Genomic DNA, 12506 nt, shown 5'->3' with positions numbered 1-12506 from the left:
TTCATGGGCGAACGGGCTCCAGCAGGTGGGGCCCCGGGTCTCCGCAGGAGGAGCCATGCCCAGCAAGACGACCAGCAAGACGACCAGCAAGACGACCAGCAACTTCCGGATCCCCAAGGCCGAGCTCGACGGCATCTACGGCCGGATGCTCAGCGGCTACGCCAAGCGGACGTACGGCGAGGTGCCCGACTTCGCCTACGTGATGTACCACCACAAGCCGTTGACCAAGGCGATCCTTTCGTTCGAGGGCAAGGTCGCGAAGTTCAGCGCCCTCGACCCCAACCTGAAGTCGTACGCCGAGATGGCGAGCGCGGCGATGATCGGGTGCAGCTGGTGCATGGACTTCGGCTACTTCATGGCCCACAACAAGGGGCTCGACGAGGCCAAGATCCGCCAGGTGCCGGTGTGGCGCGACAGCGACGTCTTCACCCCGCTCGAGCGCGACGTCCTGGAGTACGCCGAGGCGATGACCGCCACCCCGCCCGAGGTCGACGACGAGATGGTCGACAACCTGCACCGCCAGCTGGGTGTCGAGGCCACCGTCGAGCTGACCGCGATGATCTCGTTGGAGAACATGCGCTCGCGCACCAACGCCGCGATGGGACTCGCCTCGCAGGGTTACTCGGACACGTGCGAACTGGCACCCTTGGCACGGTGAGACCACCCGTGAGCGATCCCTTCGTCGAGCACCGCAACCTGCTCTTCACGGTTGCCTACGAGATGCTCTCCTCGGCCGCCGACGCCGAGGACGTCGTCCAGGAGACGTGGCTGCGTTGGGCCGAGGTCGACCAGTCCGAGGTGCGCGACCCGCGGGCCTACCTGGTGCGGATCGCGACCCGGCAGGCGCTCAACCGGATGCGCACGCTCGAACGACGCCGCGAGTCGTACGTCGGACCGTGGCTGCCCGAGCCGCTGTTGACCACGCCCGACGTCGCCGACGACGTCGAGCTGGCCGACTCCGTCTCGACGGCGATGCTGATGGTGCTCGAGACGCTGAACCCCACCGAGCGCGCAGTGTTCGTGCTGCGGGAGGTCTTCGGTTTCGAGTACCCCGAGATCGCTGCCGCGGTCGACAAGTCGGAGCCGGCGGTGCGCCAGATCGCGAGCCGGGCCGGCAAGCACGTGCAGGCCCGACGCCCGCGGGCCGTCGTACCGGCGGACACCGAGAGCGTGCTGGAGCGGTTCATGGCGGCCGCGGCCGGCGGCGACCTCCAGGTCTTGATGGACGTGATGGCGCCCGACGTCGTCATGTTCAGCGACGGCGGCGGGCTCCGGCAGGCCGCACTGCGCCCGATCCACGGCCGCGACAAGGTGATGCGCTGGCTGGTCGGTGTGATGGGGCGCGACGCGGGTGTGATGACACTCGACACGGTGCAGGTCAACGGCCAGCCGGCGATCCGGTTCTTCCTCGATGGCGTGCTCGACGTGGTCGGCACGCTGCGCGTCGAGGCCGGCCAGGTCACCGAGATGTACCTCGTGCGCAACCCGCACAAGCTGACCCGGGCCGACAAGGACGTCGTGCAGCTGAGCCGCTGAGGTCGTACGCCGGCACGTCCCGTCGGTCGAGCGCGCCGCCGGGCGGTCGTACGGCGGCACTTGTGCGGTGCTGCTGACGGTTCGCACGCGTCACGACGCGTGTGGAGCGACCGTAACCCCGCGTTACTCGGGGCGGGCGGGGCGTGGGGTAGATTCGGGAGCTCAAGAGACAGGGGAGCCCTCCGGCCAGCGAGCCGGGGAGCTGAGAGTGCGGGCCCAGCAGACCACGCTGGCCGCAGACCCTCAGGACCTGATCCGGTTAGCACCGGCGAAGGGAGTCGGAGATGAACCGCGCACTGCGCACCACCCTGGCCACGATCACGGCCCTGACGCTGACGGGCGCAGCGTCGTGCACGCTGCTGGCCGACGACGGGGACGACTCGGGCGAGACCAAGATCGAGGCGACCGACGGCGTCGACCCCGCCGACGCGATCGCCGGAACCACCGTCACGCTCGTCACCCACGACTCGTTCAACCTGCCGAAGAAGCTGATCCGCCAGTTCCAGAAGGACACCGGCGCCACGCTGAAGATCCGGCCCTCCGGTGACGCCGGCAAGCTGACCAACGCGCTGGCGCTGAGCCAGTCGAACCCGATCGGCGACGTGGCGTTCGGCGTCGACAACACCTTCGCCTCGCGCGCGGTCGACGAGGACGTCTTCGCGACGTACGCCGCAGAGCTGCCCGGCAGCGCGGAGAAGCTGCGCCTCGAGGGCGACGCGGGGGACAAGCTCGCGCCGATCGACCAGGCCTCGGTCTGCGTCAACGTCGACACGGCCTGGTTCGAGAAGAACGACCAGGAGCCGCCGACCAGCCTCGACGACCTCACCGATCCGGCCTACAAGGACCTCACGGTGATCCCCGGCGCGGCGACCAGCTCGCCCGGCCTGGCCTTCCTGCTCGCCACGATCGCCGAGTACGGCGACGACTGGCCCGACTACTGGAAGGACCTCGTCGGCAACGGCGCCGAGCTGACCGAGGGCTGGACCGACGCCTACTACGGCGGTTTCACCGGCGGTGGCGACGGCGACCGACCGATCGTGGTCTCCTACGACACCTCGCCCGCCTTCACCGTGGACAAGAAGACCGGCGAGACCACCACCGCGGCCCTGCTCGACACCTGCTTCCGCCAGGTGGAGTACGCCGGCGTGCTGGAGAACGCGAAGAACCCGGTCGGCGGCCAGGCCGTCGTCGACTGGCTGCTCAGCCCTGAGGTCCAGGCCGCGCTGCCCGACAACATGTACGTCTTCCCGGTCGACGACTCCGTCGCGCTGCCGAAGGAGTGGGCGAAGTTCGCGCAGCAGCCGACCGAACCCTACGAGGTCTCCGCCGACGACATCTCCGAGCACCGCGCCGAGTGGCTGACCGAGTGGACGGACATCGTCAGTAGGTGAAGCGCCTCCTGACGCTCGCCGGGCTGGCCGCGCTGCCGGTCCTGGTGCTGGGTGTCTTCTTCGTGCTGCCGGTCACCGGCATGCTCGGGCAGGGGCTCTGGCCGGACGGCAGGTTCGCCCCCGGCGACGTGCTCGAGGTGCTGGCCCGGCCCCGGGTGCACCGGGTGCTGTGGTTCACCGTCTGGGTCGCGGCCACGGCCACGCTGGTGACGCTGCTCCTCGGCGTACCCACCGCCTATGCGCTGCACCGTCTGCGGGTGCCCGGACGCAGCGTGATCAGGGCGGCCTTCCTGGTGCCGTTCGTGCTGCCGACCGTGGTGGTCGGCATCGCCTTCGACCGGCTGGTCTCCACCGGCCCGCTCGAGGTGCTCGGCCTCGACGGGTCGCCGGTCACGATCATCGCGGCGATGGTGTTCTTCAACCTGGCGGTCGTCGTACGCACGGTCGGGGCGGCGTGGGAGGGACTCGACCCGCGACCCGGTGAGGCGGCCGCAGCGCTGGGCGCCTCCCCGTGGCAGGTGTTCCGGACCGCCACGTTCCCGGCGCTGCGCGGATCGGTCGTCTCCGCGGCCAGCGTCGTCTTCCTGTTCTGCTCGACCGCGTTCGGCATCGTGCTGGTGCTCGGCGGCCTGCGCTACTCGACCGTCGAGACCGAGATCTACCTGCTCACCACCAGCCTCTTCGACCTGCCCGCCGCAGCAGCCCTGTGCCTGTTGCAGCTGCTGGTGGTCACCGTGCTGCTCCTGCTCGCCGCCCGGGCCCGTTCGGCACCGGGCCAGGCCGCCCGCCGTCGTGTCGAGCCCTCCCGGGTCAGGTTGTACGACGCCCCGGCGTTGCTCGCGACCGCACTCGGGCTGCTGCTCGTCGCGGTGCCGATCGCCATGCTGGTCACCGGCTCGTTGCGGGTCGACGGGGCGTGGAGCCTGGCCAACTACCGGGCCCTCGACACGACCGGAGGCGACGGCCTCGTCGACGTCACGGTCGTCGAGGCGCTGGTCAACTCGCTGCGCACGGCCGTCGACGCGACCTGGATCGCGCTGCTCATCGGGGGACTGGTCGCGGTGATCGCGACCCGCCGCTCGCACGGCCCGGCCGAACGCCGGATCCGCGGACTGCTCGACGGCTTCTTCATGCTGCCGTTGGGGGTCTCGGCGGTCACCCTCGGCTTCGGCTTCCTGATCACCCTCGACGAACCCCCGGTCAACTTCCGCGAGTCGCCGCTGCTGGTGCCGATCGCGCAGGCCCTGGTGGCGATGCCGCTCGTGGTGCGCACCTTGGTCCCGGTGCTGGCCGGCATCGACGACCGCCAGCGCCAGGCCGCGCACTCGCTCGGCGCCTCCCCGCTGCGCGCACTGGTCACGATCGACCTGGCCGTGGTGTGGAAGCCGCTGCTGGCCGCCGCCGGGTTCGCCTTCGCCATCTCGCTGGGGGAGTTCGGTGCGACCTCCTTCCTCTCGCGGGTCGACCACCCGACGCTGCCGGTGCTGATCTACCGCCTGCTCGGCCAGCCCGGTACGCACAACTACGGCATGGCCCTGGCGGCGGCCGTCGTACTCGCCCTGGCCACGGCGTCGGTGATGTTCGTCGTCGAGCGGCTCCGGGTGCCGGGCGTGGGAGGGTTCTGACTTGCTGTCCCTCCACCAGGTCACCGTGGCGTACGGCGCCGCCGTCGCCGTCGACGACGTGTCCCTGGAGCTGTCGGCCGGCGAGGTGCTCGCGGTGCTCGGCCCGTCGGGCTGCGGCAAGTCGACACTGCTGCGCGCGGTCGCCGGCCTCGAGCCGGTCTCGGCAGGCCGCATCACGTTCGACGGTGGCGACCTCGCCGGGGTGCCGACCCACAAGCGCGGCTTCGCCCTGATGTTCCAGGACGGTCAGCTGTTCAACCACCAGAGTGTCGGCGCCAACGTCGGCTACGCGCTGCGCATCAGGCACCGGCCGCGCCGCGAGGTGGCCACCCGGGTCGAGGAGCTGCTCGAGCTGGTCGGCCTCGCCGGGTACGCCGACCGTGCCCCGGCCACCCTCTCCGGTGGTGAGCGGCAACGCGTCGCCCTGGCCCGTGCCCTCGCCGTCGAACCGCGACTGCTGCTCCTCGACGAGCCGCTGAGCGCACTGGACAAGTCCCTGCGCGAGCGGTTGGCCCTCGACCTGCGCGAGATCCTCACCCGCGCCGGGACGACGGCCCTGTTCGTCACGCACGACCACGAGGAGGCGTTCGCGGTCGCCGACCGGATGGCGCTCATGCGTGCCGGACGACTGGTCCAGGACGGCACGCTGGCCGAGGTCTGGGAGCACCCCGCCGACTCGGAGGCCGCGTCGTTCCTGGGCTACCCCACCGTGCTCGACGGCTCGGCCGCCGATGCCGTACTCACCGCGGCAGGTCTTCCGGTCGGGGACGGCGTGGCGCTGCGCAGGTCGGCACTCCGGGTGTCCGCGGAAGGCCCGCTGCACGGCGTCGTGCTGTCGTCGCGGGTCACCCCGGACGCCGTACGCGTCGAGGTCGACGTGCCCGGGGTCGGTGTCGTGGCATCCGTCACGTCCGACGGCACCGCGCCCCCGTCGCCCGGGCAGGAAGTGCGTCTCGAGGTGGCGCGGAACCGGCTCGCGGTGATCCCGAGACGTTGATCGTCGGGGGCGGTCCCCTAGACTGCCCGCGTGTATCGCCGTGCCTACGTCCTCCTCGTCGGGGTCGCAACGTTGATGGGCGCCCTCGCTGTCTTCACGGCGATCAGCCTCGGAGAGCGTGTGGTCGACCCCGAGGGCTTCCTCGGTCCGTCGTGGCTGCGGTTGCCTCTCCTGGTCTTCGGGGCGTTGCTCCTCGACATGCTGCCGCGGACGCTGTGGCTCTCGAAGATGAAGCCCAAGGCCATGTGGCCGATCGTGATGGAGCGCTGGCACTCCCACTGGAACCGCGAGCGGCTCACGCTGGTGGTCCTGGGCCTGGTCTGCTTCTACATCACCTACGTCAGCTACCGGAACCTCAAGTCGTTCCTGCCGCAGGTGCTCGGCGTCGACTACAAGTTCGACCGGCCGCTGCACCTGCTCGACAAGGCGATCTTCTTCGGGCACGAGCCGGCCACCGTCCTGCACGCCGTGCTCGGCACCAACTACTCCGCGCACGTGCTCTCGACGATCTACCTGTGGTTCCTGCCGATGGTGCCGTTGGTGCTGACCGCCTGGCTGATCTGGTCGAAGAACCTCAGCTACGGCTACTGGTTCGCCACCTCGCAGTGCCTGGCCTGGAGCCTCGGCACGGCGTCGTACTACCTGCTGCCGACGCTCGGCCCCGGCTTCGAGTACCGCTTCCTCTACACCGACCTCAGCCCGACAGGGGCGTCCCAACTGATGGAGGCGTTGTCCTACGGGCGCGTCGGCGTCTATTGGGGCGGGCGCGTCGATGCGGTGCAGTCTGTCGCGGGCTTCGCGAGCCTGCACTGCGCGATCACGCTGCTGGTGGCCCTGATGGTGCAGTACACGATCAAGGTCAAGTGGCTCAGCTGGGCGATGTGGATCAACTTCGGCATCACCGTCGTGGCCACCCTCTACTTCGGCTGGCACTACATCGCCGACGACGTCGCCGGTGTCGCGATCGCGGTGATCTCGTTCTACGTAGGTGGGCTGGCCTCCGGGCAGAAGTTCGACAGACACGGGTTGTCGAGCCATCCGACGACGACGACCTCGCAGATCCCCGTCGACAAGGACTGACCCGCCCCTCCTCCACACTCGCTCTTCCAGAACGTCCTGCGTCCTGGCTGCCCCGGCAGCCGGACCGCAGGACGTTCTGTCATTGCTGCCTCTTTCGGGACATCATCCGTGAATTACATCGATGTAATTCGGAAATTACACGCTTGTAGTTTGTCAAGGCGACACGCCGATACTTTTGAAAAATCTGGAAAGAAGTGTTTCTTTTGTGACTGGTGAGCACTAGCGTGCTCAAAGTGCCTCGGGCGATGGGGAAGTCGCCCGAGGTCTCCAGACAGACAAAGGGGCTGAATATCGTGCGACGGACCACCTCGGGCCGACCGCTGCTTGCCGGGCTCGCCGGTGTCCTCACGCTTGCCTTGTGCGTGCCGGCCGCCGTGGCCGACCCGGACCCGGGATCGGGCGGGGACACTCCGAGCCAGGCCGAGGTCGACGCCGCCAAGTCGGCCGCGACCAACATGAAGCGCACGGTCGCCAGCGTCCAGGCCGATCTCGTGATGGCCAACCAGCGGCTCCAGGAGGCCGGCGTGAAGGCCGGCCAGGCGGCCGAGGCGTACAACGCCGCCCGGTGGAAGCTCCAGGAGGCCCAGCGTGCCGCCGCCGCGGCCGACCGCAGGGCCGCCGGAGCAGAGTCCCGCCTCGAGGTCCAGACGGTCGCCTACAGCGACATGGTGGCCGACAACTACGAGATGTCGCCCGAGGTCACCGCCCTCTCGTCGATGATGAAGCAGGACGGCTCCGAGGCGATGCTCGACGACGCCCACACGATGTACACCGTCGACAGCTCGATCGAGGACATCACCAAGGCGTACGACGCCGCGGCAAAGGTCGCCGAGCTGGCCTCGGACCAGGCCGACGACGCCCACGACGCGGCGGCCGCCCTCGAGGTCGAGGCCGAGTCCGCCCGTGCCGAGGCCGAGGCGCAGGAGCAGGCCGCCCTCTCGGAGGCCAGCGCGGTGGCCGCGGAGAAGGACTCCCTGATCCGCGAGCTGGCCAACCTCCAGGACATCTCGGTGTCCCTGGCCTCGCGCCGCCAGTCCGCCCTCGAGGCCGCCGCCCAGCTGCGTGCGGCCAGGGCCGCACAGCAGGCCGCCGCCGAGGACGACGCGCCGGCCACGACGACCGTCGACCCGACTCCGACCACGACGTCCGACGAGCCGAGCGACGAGCCCGCGCCGCCGACCCAGGACCCCGAGCCGAGCGACCCGCCGAGCGACGAGCCCGCGCCGCCCACCCAGGACCCCGAGCCTGAGCCCGACCCCACACCGCCGCCCCCGTCCTCGTCGGGCGCGCAGGCCGCGATCAACTTCGCGCGGGCCCAGATCGGTGAGCCCTACGTGTGGGCGGCGGCAGGCCCCAACTCGTGGGACTGCTCGGGCCTGACCATGAAGGCGTGGGCCGCCGGTGGGAAGTACCTCCCGCACTACTCCGTCGGGCAGTACGACACCGCGACGCCGATCAGCTCCTCGAACCTGCGCCCCGGTGACCTGGTCTTCTGGGGATCCTCGAGCAGCCCGTCGTCGATCTACCACGTCGCGCTCTACGTCGGGAACGGCCAGATGATCCACGCGCCGCGCACCGGTCGTGACGTGACCCAGGAGTCGATGTACTACTGGATCCCGCCGAACTTCTACGCTCGGCCCTGAGGTCGCGCCGGCGCACAGTCGGTACGGTGGCGGCATGGCCACCGAGACCGTGACGCCCGAGCCCGACGAAGAGACCGCCGGCTACACCCGGCCCGACGTGGACGTGGCCGAGCTGACCCGGCTCCTCGACGGGAAGTACGCCGAGGTGCGGGGCCTGGTCCGCAGCAACCTGGTGCAGCACGCCGGCATCCTCGAGGAGGCCGAGACCCTCGACCTGCCGGCGTTCAAGGACCGGGTCAAGGACATCGTTCTCGACGTCGCCGGCACCGGGCAGACCGCGGTCGCCTTCCCCGCGGCGTACGGCGGGTCCGACGACACCGGGGCGGCGATCGCGGCGTTCGAGACGATGGCGTTCGGTGACCTGTCGGTGCTGGTCAAGATCGGCGTGCAGTTCGGGCTCTTCGGCGGAGCCATCCAGCAGCTCGGCACGAAGCACCACCACGACACCTACCTGCGCGACACGATCAGCGGAGAGCTGATGGGTTGTTTCGCGATGACGGAGGCGGGCCACGGCTCCAACGTGCAGGCGCTCGAGACCGTGGCGACCTACGACGTCGCCACCCAGGAGTTCGTGATCACCACGCCGAAGGAGTCGGCCCACAAGGACTACATCGGCAACGCAGGACGGCACGCCGAGCTGGCCGTCGTCTTCGCCCAGCTCGAGATCGGTGGCAAGACGGAGGGCGTGCACGCGTTCGTCGTACCCATCCGCGTCGACGGCGAGCCGGCGCCCGGCGTACGCATCGAGGACTGCGGCCGCAAGATGGGCCTCAACGGCGTCGACAACGGGCGGCTCTGGTTCGACGGCGTGAGGGTGCCGCGCACGGCGCTGCTCAACCGGTTCGCCGACGTGACCGCCACCGGCGTCTACGAGTCGTCGATCGAGAACCCCAACAAGCGGTTCTTCACCATGCTCGGCACCCTCGTGCTGGGTCGGGTCTGCGTCGGCGGCGCCAGTATCAACGCCTCGAAGGTGGCCCTGGCCGTCGCGGTGAAGTACGCCGTACGCCGCCGGCAGTTCGAGACCTCCGACGACCAGCCCGAGCAGCTGCTGCTCGACTACGGCCAGCACCAGCGACGGCTCTTCCCACTGCTGGCCCGCACCTACGCGATGCACTTCGCGCAGGAGGTGCTGGCCAGTCGCTGCCACGACGTGTTCTCGTGCGCCACCACCGACGAGGCAGACCGCCGGGCCCTCGAGTCACGAGCCGCAGGCACCAAGGCACTCGGCACCTGGCACGCCACCCGCACCATCCAGGAGTGCCGCGAGGCCTGTGGCGGTGCGGGCTACATCTCGAAGAACCGGTTCGACGCGCTCAAGGCCGACACCGACGTGTTCATGACCTTCGAGGGCGACAACCACGTGCTGCTGCAGCTCGTCGCCAAGGGGCTGCTGACCGGATACTCCAGCGACTTCTCCGACCTCGACCAGCTCGGCATGGTCAGGTTCGTGGCCGGCATGGCCGTCGACACCGTGCTCGAGCGCACCAACGTCCACAAGCTGCTCGAGCGGGTCAAGGACCTCCTGCCCGGCGGCGACGAGTGGGACCAGGAGGCCGGGCTGCTCGACCCGAACTTCCAGCAGGCGATGCTGCGGTTCCGTGAGGAGCACATGCTCAGTGGCGTGGCCCGTCGGCTCAAGCGCGGTGTGGACACCGGCATGGAGCCTGGCGAGGTGTTCTCGCGTGTGCAGGACCACGTCATCGCGACCGCGAAGGCCCACGTCGAACGCCTCGTGCTCGATGCGTGCGTCGAGAAGGTCGCGCAGATGCCCGAGGGTGACAACAAGGTCGCCATGGGACTGTTGGTCGACCTCTTCGCGCTGACCACCATCGAGGCCGACCGGGCCTGGTTCATGGAGCACGGCCGCCTGACCTCGCAGCGGTCCAAGGCGATCAGCCGCGAGATCAACGGCCTGTGCCGGAAGGTGCGCCCGATCGCCGTCGACCTCGTCGACGCGTTCGGGATCCCGCCCGAGGTGATGCGCGCCGAGGAGCTCCTCACCTGGGGCGACTGACGCTCGGCGTTGTCCACGTACGAAACTGCCCGATCGACGTGATGTTTCGTGTCGATCGGGCAGTTTCACGGGCGGGCCTGTGGTTCGGCCCGCGCCGTACGTCGTGTGAAGCGGGTCAGTGACCGGCCTTCTTGGCCCGCTCGAACGAGGCGAGCACCTCGGCCTCGGCCTCGGTGCGACCGACCCAGTTGGCGCCCTCGACGGACTTGCCGGGCTCGAGGTCCTTGTAGACCTCGAAGAAGTGCTGGATCTCGAGGCGGTCGAACTTCGAGACGTGGTTGATGTCGCGCAGGTGCTCGAGGCGCGGGTCGTGGGTGGGCACGCACAGCACCTTGTCGTCACCGCCGGCCTCGTCGGTCATGCGGAACATGCCGATTGCGCGGCACTTGATGATGCAGCCGGGGAACGTCGGCGCCTGCAGGATGACCAGCGCGTCGAGCGGGTCGCCGTCCTGGCCGAGCGTGTCCTCGATGTAGCCGTAGTCCTCGGGGTACGCCGTGGAGGTGAACAGCATGCGGTCGAGGTAGATGCGACCGCTCTCGTGGTCGACCTCGTACTTGTTGCGGGACCCCTTGGGGATCTCCACCATCACGTCGAACTCCAACACAGCATTCCTCCGCATCATCGGCATGCTCGCGCACCCGGCCTGCGGGCGGCGAAAGATCATGACCCGAACATCGGGCCGGCAACATCTTCGCGCACAATGGGCGCAAACGTGCACTCGGAAGGGACGAATTGGTGAAACGGCGTGACGCAGGCCACACCTCGAGACGCCTGTCGTCGTGGCTGCCGATCCTTCTCGTGCTGGCCGTGGTGGCCGCCGGCTTCGCCTCGTTCCAGTACGACCTGGGTGACCGGCTCGGCATCGCCCCCGACGATCCGGCCGACCCGGCGCAGGTCGCTCCGCCGCGCGGGCTCGACCTGCCGGCGCTGACCACACCGCGCCCGGTGGCCGCCGCAGCACCGACCGACAGTCGCGTCGACCCGGCCAAGGTGCGCCGGGCGCTCGCGTCGTACGCCGCTGAGAAGGACCTCGGCAAGCACCGGGTGCTCGCGGTCGGCAGCCTCGACGGCAGCGTCTGGTACGACAACGCGGGCGGCACGTTCATGCCCGCCTCCACCATGAAGCTGCTCACCGGCATGGCCGCGCTCGAGGCGATCGGGCCCGACGTCACGTTCCGTACGACGGTCGTGGCCGGCGCCAAGCCCCGCGACATCGTGCTCGTCGGCGGCGGCGACCCGTTCCTGACCGACAAGCCGGCCAGCTCGACGACGTACCCGAAGCCGGCCGACATCCGCACCCTGGCCCGCGAGACCGCGGCCGCGTTGACCGAGCAGGGCCAGGCGCAGGTGCGCCTGCAGTTCGACGACTCCCTCTTCACGGGACCGTCGGTGAACCCGCACTGGCCGGCGAGCTACATCCCCGAGGCCGTCGTGCCACCGATCACCGCGCTGTGGGTCGACAAGGGCGCCAAGCGCGACTCGTGGGGCTTCGAGTCCGACCCGTCCCGGGCGGCCGCGATGCTCTTCTCCGCCGAGCTGCGCCGGGCCGGCATCAAGGTGACCGGTACGCCGCAGCGCACGACCGCCGCCGACGGTGCGGCCGAGCTCGCCGGCGTCGAGAGCGCCCCCGTCTCGCAGATCGTCGACCGGGTGATCTCGGTCAGCGACAACGAGGGCGCCGAGATCCTCTCCCACCAGGTGGGGCTGGCCGAGGGTACCGGCGGATCCTTCGACGGCGGCGCGCGTGCCGTGCGCAAGGTGCTCGGCCGGCTCGGAGTGCCGCTGGCCGGCACCCGGATCCACGACGGCAGCGGGCTGTCCCGCCAGGACCGGCTGACCACGCAGGCGCTGCTGGGCGTGCTCGCCACCGCCGCCCGCGACGCCAATCCCGACCTGCGCACCGTGATCACGGCACTGCCCGTCGCCGGCTTCACCGGCTCGATGGCCGGACGCCTCGGCGACAGCAACACGTCTGGGCCGGGCCGCGTGCGGGCCAAGACCGGCACGCTGACCGGGGTCCACGGGCTGGCCGGGGTGACCACCGACCTCGACGGCAACGTGTTCACGTTCGTCTTCCTGGCCGACCGGGTGACCGAGGTGCTGGAGGCCCGCGACACCCTCGACGACCTCACCGCCGCGCTGGCGGCCTGCCACTGCTCGTCCTGACCCTGGTTGGTCGTTGCTCGGCCCGCTCGACGCGGCGCCCAGCGCACG

10 protein-coding genes and 1 riboswitch are annotated in these 12506 nt (G+C 69.9%); of the genes, 9 read left to right on the top strand and 1 reads right to left on the bottom strand.

From position 1 onward, the window contains the following. Positions 1–55 precede the first annotated feature (55 nt). From ASD66_RS25155 to ASD66_RS05960, 8 genes are all read left to right on the top strand, one after another. A complete protein-coding gene (locus ASD66_RS25155) occupies positions 56–658 on the top strand; it encodes a carboxymuconolactone decarboxylase family protein (protein WP_056890300.1) in 603 nt (200 codons plus the stop codon). 8 nt (positions 659–666) lie between these two features. Continuing rightward, entirely contained in the window at positions 667–1536 is an 870-nt protein-coding gene (locus tag ASD66_RS25150; protein ID WP_056890299.1) for an RNA polymerase sigma-70 factor, read from the top strand. Positions 1537–1697: 161 nt separating this feature from the next. Then, a riboswitch (TPP riboswitch) is annotated at positions 1698–1830 on the top strand. Continuing rightward, positions 1821–2927, top strand: coding sequence for a thiamine ABC transporter substrate binding subunit (locus tag ASD66_RS05985; protein ID WP_056890298.1), 1107 nt, complete (start codon positions 1821–1823; stop codon positions 2925–2927). It overlaps the preceding riboswitch by 10 nt. Further along, positions 2924–4552 (top strand): ABC transporter permease, encoded by a 1629-nt coding sequence (locus ASD66_RS05980; RefSeq protein WP_056890297.1) that lies wholly within the window; start codon positions 2924–2926, stop codon positions 4550–4552. The genes ASD66_RS05985 and ASD66_RS05980 overlap by 4 nt, the downstream gene beginning before the upstream one ends. A gap of 1 nt (position 4553) precedes the next feature. Beyond that, positions 4554–5549, top strand: a complete 996-nt coding sequence (locus ASD66_RS05975) for an ABC transporter ATP-binding protein (protein WP_056890296.1) — start codon at positions 4554–4556, stop codon at positions 5547–5549. Between the two features lie 30 nt (positions 5550–5579). After that, the gene (locus ASD66_RS05970; protein WP_056688825.1) at positions 5580–6629 is read left to right on the top strand and encodes a phosphatase PAP2 family protein; all 1050 of its coding nucleotides are present in this window, start codon (positions 5580–5582) and stop codon (positions 6627–6629) included. Positions 6630–6922: 293 nt separating this feature from the next. After that, positions 6923–8272: a C40 family peptidase gene (locus ASD66_RS05965; RefSeq protein WP_056688822.1), complete on the top strand. Its 1350-nt coding sequence runs from the start codon at positions 6923–6925 to the stop codon at positions 8270–8272. Between the two features lie 34 nt (positions 8273–8306). Beyond that, a complete protein-coding gene (locus ASD66_RS05960; RefSeq protein WP_056890295.1) occupies positions 8307–10289 on the top strand; it encodes an acyl-CoA dehydrogenase in 1983 nt (660 codons plus the stop codon). A 115-nt stretch (positions 10290–10404) separates the two neighbouring features. Here ASD66_RS05960 and ASD66_RS05955 read toward each other — a convergent pair whose 3' ends face one another. Then, positions 10405–10893 carry an inorganic diphosphatase gene (locus tag ASD66_RS05955; RefSeq protein WP_056688817.1) on the bottom strand — a complete coding sequence of 163 codons (489 nt, stop codon included), beginning with the start codon at positions 10891–10893 and terminating at the stop codon, positions 10405–10407. A gap of 134 nt (positions 10894–11027) precedes the next feature. Between ASD66_RS05955 and dacB the strand changes: the two genes are divergently transcribed. After that, on the top strand, positions 11028–12458 hold the full coding sequence (gene dacB, locus ASD66_RS05950) for a D-alanyl-D-alanine carboxypeptidase/D-alanyl-D-alanine-endopeptidase (RefSeq protein ID WP_056688814.1): 1431 nt from the start codon (positions 11028–11030) through the stop codon (positions 12456–12458). The last annotated feature ends 48 nt before the right edge of the window (positions 12459–12506 follow it).

It is taken from the genome of Nocardioides sp. Root151 (assembly GCF_001427925.1).
Lineage (GTDB): Bacteria > Actinomycetota > Actinomycetes > Propionibacteriales > Nocardioidaceae > Nocardioides.
This window is presented reverse-complemented; position numbering and strand designations above follow the sequence as displayed.